General features: G+C 69.8%; 18 protein-coding genes and 1 riboswitch. Of the genes, 10 read left to right on the top strand and 8 right to left on the bottom strand.

Translation table 11 applies throughout. From position 1 onward, the window contains the following. Positions 1 to 24: 24 nt before the first annotated feature. Positions 25 to 228: riboswitch (cyclic di-AMP (ydaO/yuaA leader) on the top strand. 4 nt (positions 229 to 232) lie between these two features. Next, complete coding sequence (locus ACFVH2_RS11540; RefSeq protein ID WP_378424557.1) at positions 233 to 832, top strand: transglycosylase family protein; 600 nt, start codon at positions 233 to 235, stop codon at positions 830 to 832. 68 nt (positions 833 to 900) lie between these two features. Here the strand turns inward: ACFVH2_RS11540 and ACFVH2_RS11535 are convergent, their stop codons facing one another. Beyond that, entirely contained in the window at positions 901 to 1,095 is a 195-nt protein-coding gene (locus ACFVH2_RS11535; RefSeq protein ID WP_378424555.1) for a hypothetical protein, read from the bottom strand. A 59-nt stretch (positions 1,096 to 1,154) separates the two neighbouring features. On the opposite strand from ACFVH2_RS11535, the gene ACFVH2_RS11530 reads away from it, so the two are divergent. The 6 genes from ACFVH2_RS11530 (at position 1,155) to ACFVH2_RS11505 (ending at position 6,625) form a co-directional block, all read left to right on the top strand. Next, complete coding sequence (locus tag ACFVH2_RS11530) at positions 1,155 to 3,467, top strand: helicase-associated domain-containing protein (protein WP_378424553.1); 2,313 nt, start codon at positions 1,155 to 1,157, stop codon at positions 3,465 to 3,467. A gap of 107 nt (positions 3,468 to 3,574) precedes the next feature. Then, entirely contained in the window at positions 3,575 to 3,700 is a 126-nt protein-coding gene (locus ACFVH2_RS11525; RefSeq protein WP_378424551.1) for a hypothetical protein, read from the top strand. Between the two features lie 13 nt (positions 3,701 to 3,713). After that, entirely contained in the window at positions 3,714 to 3,944 is a 231-nt protein-coding gene (locus ACFVH2_RS11520; protein WP_378424549.1) for a hypothetical protein, read from the top strand. Next, a complete protein-coding gene (locus ACFVH2_RS11515) occupies positions 3,941 to 4,105 on the top strand; it encodes a hypothetical protein (protein ID WP_378424729.1) in 165 nt (54 codons plus the stop codon). The genes ACFVH2_RS11520 and ACFVH2_RS11515 overlap by 4 nt, the downstream gene beginning before the upstream one ends. Positions 4,106 to 4,284: 179 nt before the next feature. Next, complete coding sequence (locus ACFVH2_RS11510) at positions 4,285 to 5,943, top strand: DNA repair helicase XPB (RefSeq protein ID WP_378424547.1); 1,659 nt, start codon at positions 4,285 to 4,287, stop codon at positions 5,941 to 5,943. 10 nt (positions 5,944 to 5,953) lie between these two features. Continuing rightward, positions 5,954 to 6,625, top strand: coding sequence for a DUF3239 domain-containing protein (locus ACFVH2_RS11505; protein WP_378424545.1), 672 nt, complete (start codon positions 5,954 to 5,956; stop codon positions 6,623 to 6,625). On the opposite strand, the gene ACFVH2_RS11500 is transcribed toward ACFVH2_RS11505, so the two are convergent. Then, positions 6,622 to 7,191, bottom strand: coding sequence for a GNAT family N-acetyltransferase (locus tag ACFVH2_RS11500; protein WP_378424712.1), 570 nt, complete (start codon positions 7,189 to 7,191; stop codon positions 6,622 to 6,624). The genes ACFVH2_RS11505 and ACFVH2_RS11500 overlap by 4 nt on opposite strands. Before the next feature lie 9 nt (positions 7,192 to 7,200). Then, entirely contained in the window at positions 7,201 to 8,190 is a 990-nt protein-coding gene (locus ACFVH2_RS11495) for an LLM class F420-dependent oxidoreductase (protein ID WP_378424543.1), read from the bottom strand. 55 nt (positions 8,191 to 8,245) lie between these two features. On the opposite strand from ACFVH2_RS11495, the gene ACFVH2_RS11490 reads away from it, so the two are divergent. Next, positions 8,246 to 9,205 carry a sigma-70 family RNA polymerase sigma factor gene (locus ACFVH2_RS11490; protein WP_378424541.1) on the top strand — a complete coding sequence of 320 codons (960 nt, stop codon included), beginning with the start codon at positions 8,246 to 8,248 and terminating at the stop codon, positions 9,203 to 9,205. On the opposite strand, the gene ACFVH2_RS11485 is transcribed toward ACFVH2_RS11490, so the two are convergent. After that, complete coding sequence (locus ACFVH2_RS11485; RefSeq protein ID WP_378424539.1) at positions 9,132 to 9,734, bottom strand: carboxymuconolactone decarboxylase family protein; 603 nt, start codon at positions 9,732 to 9,734, stop codon at positions 9,132 to 9,134. The two genes, ACFVH2_RS11490 and ACFVH2_RS11485, sit on opposite strands and share 74 nt — an antisense overlap. A 162-nt stretch (positions 9,735 to 9,896) precedes the next feature. Between ACFVH2_RS11485 and ACFVH2_RS11480 the strand changes: the two genes are divergently transcribed. Beyond that, the gene (locus tag ACFVH2_RS11480) at positions 9,897 to 11,078 is read left to right on the top strand and encodes a pyridoxal phosphate-dependent aminotransferase (protein ID WP_378424537.1); all 1,182 of its coding nucleotides are present in this window, start codon (positions 9,897 to 9,899) and stop codon (positions 11,076 to 11,078) included. Further along, entirely contained in the window at positions 11,075 to 12,094 is a 1,020-nt protein-coding gene (locus tag ACFVH2_RS11475; RefSeq protein ID WP_378424535.1) for an AraC family transcriptional regulator, read from the top strand. Before ACFVH2_RS11480 ends, ACFVH2_RS11475 begins: the two co-directional genes overlap by 4 nt. A 15-nt stretch (positions 12,095 to 12,109) precedes the next feature. Here the strand turns inward: ACFVH2_RS11475 and ACFVH2_RS11470 are convergent, their stop codons facing one another. The 4 genes from ACFVH2_RS11470 to ACFVH2_RS11455 form a co-directional block, all read right to left on the bottom strand. After that, positions 12,110 to 12,535: a VOC family protein gene (locus tag ACFVH2_RS11470; RefSeq protein WP_378424533.1), complete on the bottom strand. Its 426-nt coding sequence runs from the start codon at positions 12,533 to 12,535 to the stop codon at positions 12,110 to 12,112. A gap of 53 nt (positions 12,536 to 12,588) precedes the next feature. Continuing rightward, positions 12,589 to 13,632 carry a zinc-binding dehydrogenase gene (locus ACFVH2_RS11465; protein WP_378424531.1) on the bottom strand — a complete coding sequence of 348 codons (1,044 nt, stop codon included), beginning with the start codon at positions 13,630 to 13,632 and terminating at the stop codon, positions 12,589 to 12,591. 94 nt (positions 13,633 to 13,726) lie between these two features. Continuing rightward, a complete protein-coding gene (locus tag ACFVH2_RS11460) occupies positions 13,727 to 15,445 on the bottom strand; it encodes an Ig-like domain-containing protein (protein WP_378424529.1) in 1,719 nt (572 codons plus the stop codon). 91 nt (positions 15,446 to 15,536) lie between these two features. Next, the gene (locus ACFVH2_RS11455) at positions 15,537 to 17,387 is read right to left on the bottom strand and encodes an Ig-like domain-containing protein (protein ID WP_378424527.1); all 1,851 of its coding nucleotides are present in this window, start codon (positions 17,385 to 17,387) and stop codon (positions 15,537 to 15,539) included. Positions 17,388 to 17,886: the final 499 nt, after the last annotated feature.

Here is a 17,886-nt window from a genome sequence, read left to right as displayed (position 1 = left end):
CGGCCAATCCCGACCGCCGCGCCAAACCTTGTCCCGCGGAACGGATTCCCACGAATTACCCAGGGACGAGGACGGGGGACCCACGTCCCCAGCGGACACCGGTAGGCGAGCAACAGGCCTTCCTTGGGGTGAAGCCGGAAATCGCGTCGATCACGATGCGGTCACGGCCGGGCGACCTCTCAGCCCGAACCCGACAGCTGACCTCGCAGGCGCGTGCGGAGAGGAACGAACCATGACCGCTGGACGCCATCGCAAACCGACGAACACGCGCAAGACCGCCGCCAAGGTCGTCGTCACCACCGCAGTCTTCGGCGCAGCGGGTGCGGCCTTCGCGGCCCCCGCAGGCGCTGCCCCCGACTCCGACTGGGATCGGCTCGCGCAGTGCGAGGCCGGCGGCAACTGGGGCATCAACACCGGCAACGGCTACCAGGGCGGCCTGCAGTTCTCGCCCAGCACCTGGAACGCGCACGGTGGCGGGCAGTACGCCGCGACCGCCAACCAGGCCACCCGTGAGCAGCAGATCGCGGTCGCCGAGAAGGTCCTCGCCTCGCAGGGTTGGGGCGCCTGGCCGTCCTGCTCCTCCAGCCTCGGCCTGACCAGCGGCTCCACCCCGCGCAGCGCGCCCGCCGCCAAGGCCGTCGAGACCCCCAAGGCTGCCCCGGCGGCCGCGGTCGAGATTCCCGCAGCGCCCAGCATCCCGGCCACCAACGGCACCGCCGACGTGGTGCGGAGCCTGGACAACGCTCTCGAGGCAGTCAAGGCGCACGGCGTGACCATCGACCCGCAGGTCCAGGCCGCGTACGACGCCGCCAAGGCGCTCCTGCAGAAGTAGCCAACGGCTCGACTCACGAGAAAGGCCCCGCACCTCGAAGGTGCGGGGCCTTTCTCCATGCCCGGCCGTCAGCGGTTGATGACGGTGTGCGGGTGTGCGTACGGCAGTTCCGACACGGGGCGAGGGAACTCGGTGTCCTCCCCGAACGGGGACAGCCCACCGGAGCGCGACGACGACAGCTCCGTGACGGCGTGGTCGCCGTCCTGGATCTCCGCCGCCGGCCAGCCTGGATCTACATATCGCTTGCTCGAATTGTTAGCCACGAGGCCATTTTGACACCGAGGCCGCGCCCGGACCACCCCAGGTATCTAATCTGAAGGGGATGACCGACACCGAAGGTGCTGCCCCGGCCGCCGACACCCCCGACGGCACCGCCGCGGCGACCGAGAGCCTGGCGCTCTGGCTGGCCGCGCGGAGCGATGCCGAGCTGGCGGAGCTGCTCCGACTGCGCCCCGACCTGGCGGTCCCGCCGCCCGCGAACCCGTCGGTGCTTGCCGCCCGCGCCGAGCAGCGCGCCTCGGTGCTCCGCGCCGCCGACGATCTCAACGTCCTCGAGCTGACGCTGCTCGGCCTGCTCGCCCTCGAACGGGCGGCCGAGGTCGGCGTGCGCCGCGAACAACTGACCGACGCGCTCGCCGGCCGTGCCCCCGTCCGCGCGGTGGACAAGGCCCTCGGTGCGCTGCGCGCGCGGGCGCTGGTCTGGGGTACCCGGACGCTCCGTGTGGCGGTCGCCGCGGCGGGCGCGGTGACCTGGCGCATCGACCAGCCGGGCGAGGTGATGTCCGCGGACCAGATCGCAGCGGCGCTCGACACCCTGACCGACGCCGAACGCCGCCTGCTCGGCACCCTGGCGACCAGCTCGCCGATCGGCCGCACCCGCGACGCCGCGCCCGGCACCCCACCCGACCGGCCCGTCCAGCGCCTGCTGGCGCTCGGCCTGCTGCACTGGATCGACGAACAGACCGTGGAACTGCCGTACCAGGTGGGTCAGGCACTGCGCGGCGAAACGGTCACCGACCCGACCGCGCTGACGCCGCCGCCGGTCCGCGCGAAGAAGCACAAGATCGCCGACGTCAACGCGGCCGCGGCCGGTGAGGCGTTGGAGCTCGTCCGGCACTGCGAGGACCTGATCGCCGCGCTCGGCGACCAACCCGCCCCCACCCTCAAGGCGGGCGGGCTCGGGGTACGAGAGACCCGCAGGCTGGCGAAGGCCGCCGGCATCGACGAAACCCGGGTGAGCCTGCTGGCCGAGCTGCTCGCCGCGGCCGGGCTGATCTCGAGCGGCGCACCCGACCCGCTGCCGACCCCGGACACCGGCGACGACTACTGGGCGCCGACGGTGGCCGCGGACGCCTGGCTGAACTCGAGCACCGCGCAGCGGTGGCAGGCGATCGCGCAGGCCTGGCTCGAGATGCCACGCCGCCCCTGGTCGGTCGGTCTCCGCGACGCCAACGACAAGCCGATCGCCGCGCTGTCCGAGGAGGTCCGCGCGTCCGGCGCACCACGCGACCGCCGGTTCGTGCTCGAACTGGTCGCCGAGCTCGGCACCGGCCAGGGTGCGACCGTCGCGGAGATCGCCGCGGCGGTGGCCTGGCGGCGTCCCCGGTGGTCGGCCCGGCTCGGCGCGGGCGCGGTCGAGCACACCCTCGCGGAAGCGACCGCGGTCGGGCTGGTCGCTCGCGGCGCCGTGGCCTCCCCCGGCCGCAGCCTGCTGCACGGCGCGCCGCCCGAATCGGTGCTGGCGGAGATGACGGCCGCGCTGCCCGCCCCGATCGACTACGTGCTCGTTCAGGCCGACCTGACGGTCGTCGCGCCGGGCCCGCTCGTCCCCGACCTGCAGGAGCAGATCACGCTGGTCGCGGACGTCGAGTCGGCGGGCGCGGCCACCATGTACCGGATCGGCGAGTCGAGCGTGCGGCGGGCCCTCGACGCCGGCCTGAGCGCGGCGGAACTGCAGGCACTGTTCGCGAATCACTCGAGAACCTCGGTACCCCAGGCGCTGACCTACCTGATCGACGACGTCGCGCGGCGGCACGGCCGCTTGCGCGCCGGCATCGCCTCGTCGTTCGTGCGGTGCGAGGATCCGGCCCTGCTCGCGGAGGTGCTCTCCTCCCCCGTGGCCGAGCCGTTGGCCCTGCGCGCACTCGCCCCGACCGTCGCGATCTCGCAGGCCTCGCTGGCCGAGGTGCTCGAGCAACTGCGAGCGGCGGGCTTCGCGCCGGCGGGCGAGGACTCCTCGGGCTCGATCGTCGACCTGCGACCGCGCGGGGCGCGGGTCTCGCGTCGGCGGCAACGGCCGGTGCGCACCCCCTCGGCGCCGAGCGACGAGCAGCTCGCGAGCCTGGTGCGGGCGCTGCGGGCCGGCGAGCGGGCGGCGACGGCGCCCCGCGGCGAGGGCGTCCGGTCCGATGGCAGCCGGGCCAGCAGCGCGGCCACCGTCGCACTCCTGCAGCTGGCCACCCGGGTCAAGCGCAGCGTGCGGATCGGCTATGTCGACGCGCAGGGCGTCGCGTCGGAGCGGATCGTGGACCCGGTCAGCGTCGGAGGGGGTCAGCTCGACGCGTTCGACCCCGCCTCCGGGGCGGTCCGGCGGTTCACGCTGCATCGGGTGACCAGCGTCGCACTCGTCGACTGAACCGATAATTTTCGGCGGACCAACGCGTCTGCCGGCGCGACTGGCTTTTTCTGCGAAATGACGTATGGTCGGGGCCAGTGATTGCCACTTCGAATTCAGGAGCGACAATGGCAGACAAGAAACCGGGCAAGAGCCTGAAAAAACCCGCACAGTCACTGAAGGAAAGGCGTGCGGAAAAACGGGATCGGGCGGTGGAATCCGGCGAGTTGATCCGCAAGCGGAAGCGCCACTGATTCACGAGACATCATGGCTTCCGCAAGACACCGCGACCTCGTCGCGCCGCCCGACCTACGGGTGCTGGATTTCCTCTACCAGCGCTTCGATCAACTCTCCGGCCCGGACTTCCTCCCGGAGGCCCGGACCCGCGGCTACCGGGCGGCCGTGACGTCGGCGAAAATCTTCGTCCTCGACGAACGAGCACAGCAATCGGGATTCCCTGCCATCCCCTGCCGTGAAGAACAGAAGGATTTTCCGTGAAACGGATGCTGATGGCCCTGGATCGAATCCAGGACAGGCTGGAAAATGAACTCGACACCACCGCGGGACTCACCGAAAGGGACGCCGGCTACCGGGCAGGAATTTCCGAGGCACTGGTCCAGGTGATGGACACGAGGAAAAACCTGACCGCAAATCGGTAGTGCACAGAAAATGGAGGTATTTCCCGCATTCGCGGGAAATACCTCCATTCTGCACGTGCACCCGACAGGTCCGAACGGTGCGGACACGGGCTGCCACCGGTGGGGCCGCACTCCTCGGCCGCGACGCTTCCGCCACGAAGTGTGGACAATGGAGTGGTTGTCATCGCTAGGAGGCGCACGTGACCGATGGACCGCTGATCGTCCAGTCCGACAAGACCCTGTTGCTCGAGGTCGACCACGAACTGGCCGGTCAGGCACGACAGGCCATCGCGCCCTTCGCCGAACTCGAGCGCGCGCCCGAGCACGTGCACACCTACCGGGTCACCCCGCTGGCGTTGTGGAACGCGCGGGCCGCCGGGCACGACGCCGAGCAGGTGGTCGACGCGCTGGTCACCTACTCGCGGTTCGCGGTCCCGCAGCCGCTGCTGGTGGACATCGTCGACACCATGGCCCGCTACGGCCGGCTGCAGCTGGTGAAGAACCCCGCGCACGGCCTGACGCTGGTCAGCCTGGACCGGGCGGTGCTCACCGAGGTGATGCGGCACAAGAAGATCGCCCCCATGCTCGGCGCGAAGGTGGACGAGGACACGGTGATCGTGCACCCGTCCGAGCGAGGCCACCTCAAGCAGATGCTGCTCAAGATCGGCTGGCCCGCCGAGGACCTCGCCGGATACGTGGACGGCGAGGCGCACCCGATCGACCTCGCCTTCGAGGAGGGCCACTGGGAACTGCGCGACTACCAGGAGATGGCCGCCGACTCGTTCTGGGCGGGCGGCTCCGGGGTGGTGGTACTGCCCTGCGGGGCGGGCAAGACGATGGTCGGCGCGGCGGCGATGGCCAAGGCGAAGGCGACGACGCTGATCCTGGTCACGAACACCGTCGCGGGCCGGCAGTGGAAGCGCGAACTGATCGCGCGGACCTCGCTGACCGAGGACGAGATCGGCGAGTACTCGGGCGAACGCAAGGAGATTCGCCCGGTGACGATCGCGACGTACCAGGTGATCACCCGTCGCACCAAGGGCGAGTACAAGCACCTGGAACTGTTCGACTCCCGCGACTGGGGGCTGGTGATCTACGACGAGGTGCACCTGCTGCCCGCGCCGGTGTTCCGGATGACCGCCGACCTGCAGTCCCGCCGCCGGCTCGGGCTGACCGCAACGCTGGTCCGAGAGGACGGCCGGGAGGGCGACGTCTTCTCCCTGATCGGACCCAAGCGGTACGACGCGCCGTGGAAGGACATCGAGGCGCAGGGCTGGATCGCCCCCGCCGACTGCATCGAGGTCCGAGTGACGATGACCGACGCGGAACGGATGGCGTACGCGACGGCGGAGCCGGAGGAGCGCTACAAGCTGTGCTCGACCGCGCACACCAAGATCGCGGTGGTGAAGTCGATCCTGGCCAAGCACCCGGACTCCCCCACCCTGGTCATCGGCGCGTACCTGGACCAACTCGAGGAACTCGGCGAGGCGCTGAACGCCCCCGTCATCCAGGGCTCGACCAAGACCAAGGAACGCGAGGCCCTCTTCGACGCGTTCCGTCGCGGCGAGATCCAGACGCTGGTGGTCAGCAAGGTCGCCAACTTCTCCATCGACCTGCCGGAGGCGTCGGTGGCCGTGCAGGTCTCGGGCACCTTCGGGTCGAGGCAGGAGGAGGCCCAGCGGCTCGGGCGGCTGCTGCGACCCAAGCACGACGGCGGTCAGGCCCACTTCTACTCCGTGGTGTCACGCGACACCCTCGACGCCGAGTACGCCGCGCACCGGCAGCGCTTCCTCGCCGAGCAGGGGTACGCGTACCGGATCACCGACGCGGACGACCTGCTCGGACCGGCGATCGGGTAGGAATACAACCGTGCGCCGCTTCGAGTTCCCCGTAGACCATGCCCACGCCAAGTCCGTCAACGAGACCCTCGGCGACGTCCGTCGGCTGCGGTGGTCGTCCGTCATCACGGGACTGCTCTTCGCCGCGCTGGCGGCGTGGCTGTTCACGCTGGCGCACCCGTGGTCGTACGTCGTGGGCGTGGTGGTCGCGGTGATCGCGCTGACCACGCTCTGGATGGCGTACTGGGCGCCGCGCAAGGTCGGCTCGATCGAGGAGCTGTACGCCAAGGGCGAGCTGGTCCCCGCCGTGGTGGCGGTGCCCCGGCCCCGCGGCGCGACGCTGCTGGCGCTGGTGAACACCGCGAAGCCGACCGCGGACCGGCCCCACTACGCGCTGGTGACCCGCAACATCCGCACCCTGCCGGGGCACTCGCTGACCCACGTCGGCGAGCGCGTGCCGTCGATCTCCGTACTGTCCGACCGGAGCAACAAGTCCACCGCGGACACCTGGCAGATGGTCAGCCCGATGCCGATCGCGTGGGGTACCCGCGACCCCAAGGTGATCCGGCGGGCGACCGAGCAGATCAGTGGCGCGGAGTGGAAGCTGCTGGCCAAGTCGATCCCGCTGGCCGAGGACGTGCCCCGCGCCGAGAACCAGCAGATCCCGATCGCCGAGGCCGACCTGCCCGACAACCTGCGCTAGTCGATCTCGGGCCAGCCGCGCGCCGGCTCGCGCGGATCGGCATAGAGCAGCCCCGCCACCCACTCGTCCCGCCTGCGCCCGCGCTGCACCCCGCCCGCGCGACGGATGCCCTCGAACCGGAAGCCGGCTCTGCGCGCGACGACGGCCGAGTCCGTGTTGCCGACGAAGGCGCGCCACTCGATTCTCTCGAGCGCCAGTCCGTCGGGTTCGAACCCGAAGTCGCACACCAGGTTGACCGCGGCACCCATCAGCCCTCGCCCGCGGACGGCGGGGTCGAGCCAGAACCCCAGCTCCGCGGCCGAGACGTCGGCCGCGCCGAGCCCGATCATCCCGACCACGTGACCGCGAGGGGTGTGCCGCAAGGCCCAGATCGGGCTGCGGTCGGCCCAGCCGGCCGGGACCACGTTGGTCACGAACCGCTCGGCATCCTTCAGTCCGTAGGGCTTCGGGAGGGTGGTCCACTCCCCGATCTCCTCGTCCCGACAGCATCGGGTGATCGACTCGACGTCGTCGACGGTCGGCGGTGTCAGCCACAGACCCTCGCTCGTCAGCTCGCGTATCAACATCACGCCCTCCTATCCGGTCAGCGCAGGGATCACCTCGCGCTCGAACAGTTCGATTCCGGTGCTGTCGTAGGCAGCCTCGGGGAAGTAGCAGATCGCGTAGCCGAGGCCCTGTTCCCGCAGTCCGGTGAGGTTCTCGACGATCTGCGCGGGGGTACCCACGGCGGGCATGCCCCGGAAGGCCGCCATCGAGGCCTCGGCGAGCTCGTTGCCCACGTACCGCGCGATCCGGTCCCTGGTCTGCGCGAGCCGGGCCTCGACGTCGGCCTCGGTGACACCGATCGCGACGTTGAAGTTGGCCGAGCGCACGATCGCGTCGAAGTCGGTACCGACCCGCTCGCAGTGCTCACGGAGCAGGTCGGACTTGCGCGCGAACACGTCCGGGGTGCCGTCGAAGTTGGTGTACTGCGCGTACTTGGCGGCGATCTTCAGCGTGACCTTCTCGCCGCCCCCGGCGATCCAGATCGGAATACCACCCTCCTGCAACGGTTTCGGTTGCACGATCGCGCCGTCCACCTGGTAGTGCCTGCCGTCCAGGGTGGCCGAGCCGGTGGTCCAGGCCTGGCGCATGATCTGCACGCCCTCGTCCAGCCGCGCCAGCCGCTCACCCGGCGGCGGGAAGCCGTACCCGTAGGCGCGCCATTCGTGTTCGTACCAGCCTGCCCCGATGCCCATCTCGATGCGGCCACCCGAGATCAGGTCCGCGGTGGCGGCGACCTTCGCGAGATACGCGGGGTTGCGGTAGCTCATGGCCGTGCACATCTGGCCGAGCCGGATCGTCGAAGTGACCGCACCCAGTGCCGACATCAGCGACCAGGCCTCGTGGGTGGCCTCCTCGGTCGGGACGGGGACGGTGTGGAAGTGGTCGTACACCCAGACCGACTCCCACGGGCCCTGCTCGGCGCGCAGTGTCACGCCCTTCATCACATTCCACTGGTCGGCCGGGTCGATGCCCGCCAGATCCAGTCGCCAGCCCTGCGGCACGAACATTCCGAATCGCATGGTCCGACCCTACCGAGGGGTGCCAGGTCCCCGCCCGCTGTAGCAGGATCGAGCTATGCCCGTCGCCGCCCTCGTCGAGGACTTCGAATCGCACCGCAGCCACCTCCTGTCGGTCGGATACCGACTGACCGGGAGCGTCGCCGATGCGGAGGACGCGGTCCAGGAGGCGTGGCTGCGACTGAGCGATACCGACGCCGACGCCATCCGGGACCTGCGGGGCTGGCTGACCACCGTGGTCGGACGTATCTGTCTCGATCATCTGCGCAGCGCCGCGGTCAGGCGGGAAAGCTATGTGGGACAGTGGCTTCCGGAGCCCGTCGTGACGCAGCTCGGGACGTCCGCGGCCGCCGACCCGCTCGACGAGGTGGTCCGCAGCGAGGACGCCCGTCTCGCGGCGATGATCGTGCTCGACACGCTCGGCCCGGACCAGCGCACCGCGTTCGTCCTGCACGACGGGTTCGGGGTCCCGTTCGACCAGATCGCCGCGGTGCTGGGCACCTCCGTCGCGAGCAGCCGCCAGCTCGCCTCACGGGCCCGCCGCACCGTCTCTGGGGCGGACGTGCCGGCGCCGGACCCGGGGCACGCCGAGGCCGTCGGCCGGCTGATGGCGGCCATGTCGACCGGTGACCTCCAGGCCGTCCTCGATGCACTGCACCCCGACGCGCTGGTGATCGGCGACGCCAACGGGACCACCCGCACCGCGGTCAACGTCATCCACGGCGCCGACAAGTTCGCCCGGTTCTTCCTCGGACTGATGGATCGCTACGGACCGCAGGCACTGCTGGCCGCACAACCCGTCCTGGTCAACGGGCAGCTCGGCATGTTCACCCGCGGATTCCCCGGGGACGCGACGCACCCCGGCTTCCCGTCGCGGGTCGGCGGGTTCGCCGTCCGCGACGGGAAGGTCTGGGCCGCCTACGACATCGCCAACCCGGACAAACTCACCGGCGTCCGGCTTCCCGACCCGCCTCTGGCTGATCAGCCCACGGCACCCGGCACGCGTCGCCCGAACTGAAACCCTGGTCGACGATCCCGAGCGCGGAGTTCATCCGGGACCGCTGGTTCTCCAGCGAGATCTGGTACGTCAGCTCCACGACCCCGGCCTGGCCGAACCGGCGCTCGAGATCCGCGACCTGCTCGTCGGTGACCTCGGTCGGGGTGGCCGTCATCGCGTCGGCGTAGGCGATCGCGGCGCGCTCGTCGTCGCTGTAGAGCGGGGAGGTGTCGTAGTCACCGATGTGCTGCAACCGTTCCACGTCGAGGCCCTCCAGGCGCATCAGCATCGACCCGAAGTCGACACACCAGGAGCAGCCGACCGTCCAGGCCACCCGGTACACGGCGATGTCGCGGACATTGCCGGGCAGCACGGTCGAGGCCTTCCCGACCGCCATCTCGTGCCGCGCGGACGCCACGAACAGCTTGCGGTGGTGCGCGAGCACGGTGAACGGCTCCGGCACTGCGCCGTACCTGCGTCCTGCGTACCAGTAGGCGAGTTTGACCAGCAGTCCGGCATCCTTCGGGGCGACCGGTGCGATTCGAGTCATTGGTCTCCTGCTTCCTTCTCGGCGAGGGTGACAGCTCATTTCGTGCGTCTACTTCAGTGGACGAGACAGCGACCGCAAATGTGACAGTGGGCGTTTCGCAGGGCTCTCCTCGGGCGAAGCCTCGGGTCTCGATCACCTCCACACGGCCGATAAGCTGTGACAATGCCCGCAGCACGCCATTCGCAGACGGTCTCGCGCCTGCAGCCCTTCGGCTCGACGATCTTCGCGGAGATGACGGCCCTGGCGACGTCGACGGGCGCGATCAACCTCGGTCAGGGGTTCCCGGACACCGACGGCCCGCGCGCCATGCTCGACGTGGCGCGGGCCGCGATCGCGGACGGTCTCAACCAGTACCCGCCCGGGCCCGGCATGCCGGTACTGCGGGAGGCGATCGCCGCGGATCGGGCGGCACGCTACGGCCTCGCGCACGACCCCGACACGGAGGTGCTCGTCACCGTCGGCGCGACCGAGGCGATCAGCGCGACCCTGCTCGGGCTCGTCGAACCCGGGCAGGAGGTGGTGCTGATCGAGCCGTACTACGACTCCTACGCCGCCGCCGTGGCGCTGGCGGGCGGCGTGCGCCGCACGGTGCCGCTCGTCGCGGACGGCGACGGTTTCGCGCTGGACCTCGACGCGCTGCGCGCGGCGGTCGGACCGAACACCCGGATGCTCGTGGTCAACACCCCGCACAACCCGACCGGCACCGTGCTGACAGACGCCGAGCTGGCCGCGGTTGCGGAACTCGCGATCGCGAACGACCTGCTGGTGCTCAGCGACGAGGTGTACGAGCACCTGGTGTTCGACGGCCGCCGGCACACCCCGCTGGCCTCGCTGCCGGGGATGGCCGAGCGCACGATCACCGTCTCGAGCGCGGCGAAGACTTTCGCCGTCACCGGATGGAAGACGGGCTGGGTGTGCGGGCCGGCGGAACTGGTCGACGCGGTGCGCACCGCCAAGCAGTTCATGTCCTTCGTCGCGGGCGGGCCGTTCCAGCCTGCGGTCGCGTACGCACTGCGCCACGAGCAGGAGTGGGTGGTCGCGCTGCGGGAGTCGTTGCAGCGCAAGCGCGATGTGCTCTCCGCCGCGCTGGCCGAGGCCGGATTCGGGGTGCGCTCGAGCGGCGGAACATACTTCGTGTGCGCGGACATCACCCCGTTCGGCGCGACCGACGGTCTGGCTTTCTGCCGGGCCCTGCCGGAACGGGTGGGCGTGGCGGCGGTCCCGGTCAGCGTGTTCGCCGACCACAAGGAGCCGTGGAATCACATGGTGCGCTTCGCCTTCTGCAAACGCGACGAGGTGCTGGCCGACGCGGCCGAGCGACTGCACGGCCTCGCGGGGTCATGAGCACTCGCACCGTCCCTGCGGACTTCGTCCGGCGGGCCGCCGAGATAGCCGAGGACGGCGGGTTCGACATGGCGTTCCCCCTGGACGCGGCAGGGGTGTCCGTCGCGGTGCTGCGCGACCAGTCGGCGCGCATCACGCCGGACCAGTTGACCCGATTCACCCAGGCCGCCTGGCAGCTCACCGACGACGAACTGTTCGGCCTCGGTGCGGCGCCGGTTCCGCGCGGATCCTTCAAGCTGGTGTGTCTGGCGCTCATTCACTGCCTGGACCTCGGCAGCGCGCTCGAGCGGATGGCGGACGTGACCCGGGCGCTGCCCGGTATGCCCCCGCTGCGCCTGGAGACGGGCGAGTCCACCACCCGCCTCCTGGTGCAGATGCCCACCCGGTCGCGCACGCTCTCTCCGGCGACGGCACGGGCGGCGGACCGGCTGCTCACGGACTTCGTGCTGATGCTGATGCACCGGTTCGCGGCCTGGCTCGTCGGCAGGCGGGTCAAGCTGGTCGCGATGGAACTCCCCTATCCGGCACCGGATGCGGAGCTGGCGAAGAGCTACGACGCCATCTTCGGCGTGCCGGTCACCTTCGACGCCGAGGTCGCCGCGATCGAGTTCGGCAACTCGTTGCTGCGGGCGCCGGTCATCCAGACCGAGGAGACCCTGCTCGAGTACCTGCGCGAGTCGCCGAACCGGCTCTTCTCCGAACGCGACTACGACAGCAGCGCATCGGCGCAGGTGCGCAAGGTGCTCGAGGCCGGGGTCAGGGGCCGAACGTCCACCGCGGACGACATCGCCGAGATGCTCTCGATCAGCGTGCCGCACCTGCGCAGGCTGCTCCGGCAGGAGGGCACCTCGCTGAACCAGCTTCGCGAGGAGGTGCTCCGGGACGCGGCGATCTCCGGGCTCGCGCGCGGCGAGTCCGTGGACGACCTGTCCGCTCGGCTCGGGTTCTCCGAACCGAGCGCGTTCCGGCGCGCGTTCAAACGCTGGACCGGCGAGACGCCCGGGGCCTACCGGTGATCCCGGGCGGTCCGGTCAACTGACGCAGAATTCGTTGCCCTCCGGATCGGCCATGGTGATCCACGAGAACGGTCCCTGACTGCCGTGGTGCAGCACTGTCGCGCCGCGCGCGACGAGCCCGTCCGCGACTGCCTGCTTGTCCTCGCCGACCCGCACGTCGAGGTGCAGCCTGTTCTTGACCGACTTCGCTTCGGGGACGAGCTGAAAGAGCACTCGCGGGCGGTCCGGGTGCTCGGGGTCGCCGATCGCGGCACCGACCTTCCAGACCAGGACGCCGTCGTAGACCTCGGTGTCCTCCTCCCGCGCGTGCCCGGCCGCGACGACGCCTCGGATGAAGTCCTCGTCACTCGGCTCGACCCGCCATCCGAGGGTCTGCGCCCACCACTTTGCCTGGTCGTGCGGCCGTGCGGAGTCGACGGTCACCTGAAATTCGTAGCCCATGCCGGGACCGTACCGCGGGCCACCGACACGAGCGGCGGATCCGGTTTCACCGCTCAGGGTTTGACGAGGATGCGGATCGGGTTGCCCTCGTGCTTCTCGAGCTTCTCGATGCCCACCAGCACGTTCTCGAGCGAGACGATCTCGCTGATCGAACGCGAGACGTCGAGTCGGCCCCGCGAGAGCAGTTCCGCCAGCGTCTCGATGTCGGCGTTCTCGTAGCCGAGGTGACCCTTGACCTGCTTCTTCGACAGACCGAACGCGGTCGTGGTGCCCAGGCTGGCCTCCTGGTCGCTCAGGCCGACCTGAATCAGCCGACCGCCGACGCCGAGGCAGTCCAGTGCCTGGGAGAACGTCACCGCGAACCCGGCCGCATCGAACGCGACGTCGAGCATGCGGCCGTCGGTGGCCTCGGCGACCTTCTTCCTCAGGTCGGGGTCACGGGAGTCGAAGGCGTAGTCGGCGCCGAGGTCGAGGGCCCGCTCGAGCACTGCCGGGTTGATGTCGAATGCGAGGATCGGGACCGCCCCGACCAGTCGCGCGAGCTGCACGATGTGGGTGCCGATGCCGCCCACACCCCACACCCCGACGACCTCGCCGACCTTGACCTCGCCGGTGTGCACCACCGCACCGTAGGGCGTGGACACCGCGTCCGCGAGGATCGCGGCCTGCTCGAAGGGCACGTTGTCGGGAATCCTGGTGAGCCCGCCTGCCTGCGCGACGGTGTACTCCGCCCACGCCCCGTCGTAGGCGAAGGCCATCAGTTGGATGCCGAGGCAGTGGGCGAGGTCTCCGCGCCGACAGTTGCGGCACGTCATGTCGGGCCTTCCGGCCGCCGGGATCACCCGGTCGCCCACCTGCCAGCCGGTGACCCCTGCGCCGAGTTCGGCGATGGTGCCGGATGATTCGTGGCCCTGGGTGACCACCGGCAGCAGCGCCGGGAAGGTCCCGTTGATCAGGCTCAGGTCGGAATGGCAGATCCCGCAGAAGGCCACCTTCACCAGGACCTCTCCCGGACCTGGCCTGGGTATCGGAACGTCCTCCACCACAGTCTTCTTGGTGTCGGCATGGAATCGTGCAGCACGCATAGTCTCAGCCACGTCGGCTCCTTTCCGCGGCCAACGCTACGCCCGAGCCGGGCACGCCGAGGCGCCGCCGGGCAACTGCCCCGACGGCGCCTCGGCGCCTCACCGTCTAGCCGGACGAACCGAAGAGGCTACCGAGGCTGCCGAAACCGCCGCCGGTGCCGGGATCGGTCGCACCGGGCACGGTCAGCGTCTGCGGCGCGGCGGCCGAGCTGGTGAACCCGGTGTTGCCGGTGAACTCCGCGGTGACGTTGTAGGTGCCGGAGTTGGCGAACGTCGTCGACAGGGTCGCGACGCCGTCGACCACGTCGACCGGTCCGCCGAGCAGCACGTCACCGATCTTGAACTGCACCTTGCCCTTGGCGTTGGCCGGGTCGACCCTCGCCTGGAGAACCACCGGCACGTTCTTCGCCACCGTCCCGACCGGGGCCAGCGTGGTGGTGGTGTCCACGTCCGCCGGGGCGGGGGTGGTGACGCTCACCGGGAAGGCCAACGAGGTCGACGGAGCGAATCCCGTTGTCCCGGTGAACTTCGCGACCACCTTGTGGGTGCCGGCGGTGGTGAAGGTGTACGGCGCGACCGCGACGCCGTCGGTGCCGACCATGCCGGGAATCGGGGCGCCGCCGTCGACGACGAAGTTCACCGTGCCGCCGCTGCCTGCCGGATCGACCTTCGCGGTGAGGTTGACGTCCTGGCCGACCTTGGCGTTGTTCGGCGCCGTCACCGTGGTGGTGGTGACCGCCTCCGGCGGCGCATCGGTGGTGACCTTGACGACCTTGGCCGCCGAGGTGGACGCCAGGAAACCGGTGGCGCCGGAGTACTCGGCGGTGATCGAGTGGTCGCCGTCGGTGGTGAAGGTCGGGTTGATCGTGGCGCTGCCGCCCGCGATCGTCACCGGGTCACCCAGCGGGGCGCCGCCGTCCTTGAACTGCACGGTGCCGCCGTTGGCGCCCGGAGCCACGTTGGCGGTCAACGTGATCGGGGTGCCGTTCTTGGCGGCTCCAGGTCCGGCGATCGTCGTGGTGGTTGCCTTGTCGGCCTCGACGATCCTCGTCGTGGCCAGCGGGCCTGCACCCGCGTTGAGCGGCGCGTTCTCACCGTCGCGGGGGCTGCACTGGGTCGGAGCCCACGCGGTGATGAACAGCGATGCCTTCGGCAGGAACGTGAGGAAGTTCGCATCGTTCCCGAGCGTTCCGGCAGCGCCGACGGTGCGAAGCTTGATGCTGACGTCACCTGCGTCGCGGGCGCGCAGATGCGCCTTCACCTGGGGCAGTTGGAAGGTGGTCTCCGAACCCGACGAGGCCTTGGCGACGATGCCGCCCTCGGAGTTCTTGCTGGAGCTGGGACCGTTTCCGATCGTCACGTTGTTGCCCGACAGGCGCAGCACAGCTCCGTTCGGATCGGGGTTCCCGTTCTCGTTGACGCGCAACAGGTTCGGCGCAACACCGCTGAGGCCGCTGCTCGTGTTGGGAAGGATGTCCGCACCGAGGTAGTCGGCATTGTCCGGAACGGCTACGTCGATCTTGATGCGCGAGACGTTCTGCACGCTCGCACCCGAGCTCGAGTTCGGGAAGGTGATCGGCGGCGGGATGATCGTCACGTCGAAGGTGTCTCCGGCGTTGACCGTCTCCGGCGCGTCGACAGTGACCGACGCCGCCTTCGTCTCGGTCGACGGGGAAGCGACGGCGGACGGGGTGATCCGGCAGCTGTTGTTGAACGAGGTGGTGAACGGTGTCGCGTTGGCGGGGACACCACCGAGCAGGGTGACGCCGACGACGGCGCCGGCGGTGAGCGGGGTCGCCAACCGGCGAATTCTCTTGTTCTGCATGAATTCTCCTACGAATGAGGGAAAGTTTGGCACCACGGCGCCCCGGGGCGTGCGTTCGTCACGCCCCGGGACACGGTGACGAGGTTGTCGGTCAGCTACCGAACATGCCCGAGAGCGACCCGGTTCCACCGCCGGGAGTTCCGGCCTTGGCCACGTTGACCACGGTCGGGCCCGAGACGGAGTCCTTGAAGCCGTTGCCACCGACGAAGCTGGCGGTGACGCCGTGGGTGCCCGCCTCGTCGAAGGTGTGGGTCAGGGTTGCGACGCCGTCGACCACGGGCACCGGGGCGCCGAGGGCGGTGGTGCCGGACTTGAACTGGACGGTGCCGCTGGCGCCGGCCGGTGCGACGGTGGCCTTGAAGGTCATCGCCTGCCCGACGGTGGCGTTGCCGGTGACCGACAGCGCGGTGGTGGTGGCCTCGCGGGTGTCCGGCGCCTTGACCGTCACGTCGAACCCGGCCGAGGTGGAGCCGGTGAAGCCCGTGGTGCCCACGAACTCCGCGACGACCTTGGCGGTGCCGGGGGTGGTGAAGGTGTGCGGGAGGATCGCGACGCCGTCACCGGTGCCGACGGGCGCGGTGCCGACCTCGACGCCGTCGACGCGGAACTTCACGTCGCCACCGGTCGGGATGGGGCCGACGGTGGCGGACAGGTTCACCGGGGTGCCGACGGTCGCGGTGACCGGCTCGAGCACGGTGGTGGTGGTGCCCCAGTCGGCGTCCTTGACGGTCAACTGGGCCGGGGCGGAGGCGGAGGCGTTGTACCCCGGGGCGCCGACGAAGTCCGCGGTGAAGGTGTGGCTGCCCGCCTCGTCGAACTTGCGGGTGAGCGTGGCGGTGCCGTTGACCACGTCGACCGGCGCACCGATGTTGGTGGCGCCGTCCTTGAACTGGATCCGGCCCGCCGCGTTCGACGGGGTGACCGTGGCAACGAGGTCGACGTTGTCGCCCACGACAGCGGTCGACTGGACCTGCAGCGCAGTCGTGGTGACGGCGGAGACGTCGACGGTCTTCACACCGGACACCGAGCCGGCGAAGCCGGCGCCCGCGGTGAACACGGCGCTGATCTTGTGTGCACCAACCGAATCGAAGGTGTGCGAGAGGGTCGCGTCGCCGCCGGCGACGGTGACCGGCCCGCCGATGTTGGCGTCACCGTCCTTGAACTGGACGGTGCCCACCGAGTTCGCGGGGCCGACGGTGGCCTTCAGATCCACCGGGACGCCCGGCTGGGCGGTCGCCGGAACCTGCAGGTCCGTGGTCGTGACCACGGCCGGGGTGAAGACGTCGGTGCTCGAGAGCGTGCCCCGGCCGTCTCCGGTGGCCACGCAGTAGGCGGCGGCGTTGACCCACCGCGACTCGCCGAAGCTGAGGCTGGTGTCCTTGATCTTGATGACGGGGCTGGCGGCTCCGGCTCGCAGGCTCGTGGTGACCTTCGAGTTCTCCACCGTGCCGGCCTTCAACGTCAGCTCGACCGCGGGCAGCCGGAAGTCGGTGTTGGCCTTGACCTGCAGACCCTCCTTCGGCTTGTTGTCACTCGCGCTCGGGCCGTCGTTGATCGTCTTGTTGCTGGTGCCGGTGATGCGCAGGAACCCACCGGTGGCGTTCTGGTTGCCGTCGGCGCCCACCCGCAGAACCACCGGCGCCTCGCCGATGAGGTTGAGGGAGGTACCGCCGACGAGTGCGTACGAGACGAGCTCGGCACCCTGCGGCACCGCGATGTCGTACTTGAGCCGGCCGGTGTCGGAGTCCGAGGTCCGCATCTGACCGGGGTACAGCTTGACGGTGAACTGCTCGCCCGGCCGGACGGCGGCCGGGGCGGTCACCTCGAGGTTGTCCGAGACCGTGTAGTCCCAGTCGGTTGCACCGTCGACCCGGCACTGATGCTGGAACGCGACCGTGCTGGTGACCGGCGCCGCCGAGGCGGCGGGGGCAACCACAGCCATCAGACCCACCGCCAGAGCGGGAGCGGCCGTGACTGCGGCTACGTTGCGGATCTTCATAGAGCGCCTTTCAGGGGGGTGCGCAGGTCGGTGTCTGCCGCCGGAATCGGCCGGCGCGACTTCCGTTGTCGTCCGGATCGGACACCCGATCCGGTGTCGCTGTAGACGAACGCACATTCCCTCTCCGCGATTTGAACGATCGTCTACTTGAAGCTTCGAGAACCGTAATGCAAATCACGTACCAATGGGTAACTTTCGGGTTCTTAAAGACGAACTTATAGCGAATTGGAGTCGTCGAGCACGAGACGCAACACCCGACAGGTAGCCGCGACAACGTCGCCACCTGCAGCTCTTGCCCACCAACTACGCCGACATGGCCACTGCGAGCCCGCCCGAATCGAAGAACGGTGGCGAGATATCGCGGGCGCCCGCGCGTTACAACAGGCCGAATCAGTTTGTCAATTCACCGACCGCACGGTCTGTCGATACACATTCGAATTCA

It is taken from the genome of Rhodococcus sp. NPDC127527, from assembly GCF_042672245.1.
In the GTDB taxonomy this organism is placed as follows: domain Bacteria; phylum Actinomycetota; class Actinomycetes; order Mycobacteriales; family Mycobacteriaceae; genus Rhodococcus_G.
The sequence above is the reverse complement of the archived record's forward strand: the minus strand, read 5'-3'. Positions and strand labels throughout refer to the sequence as shown.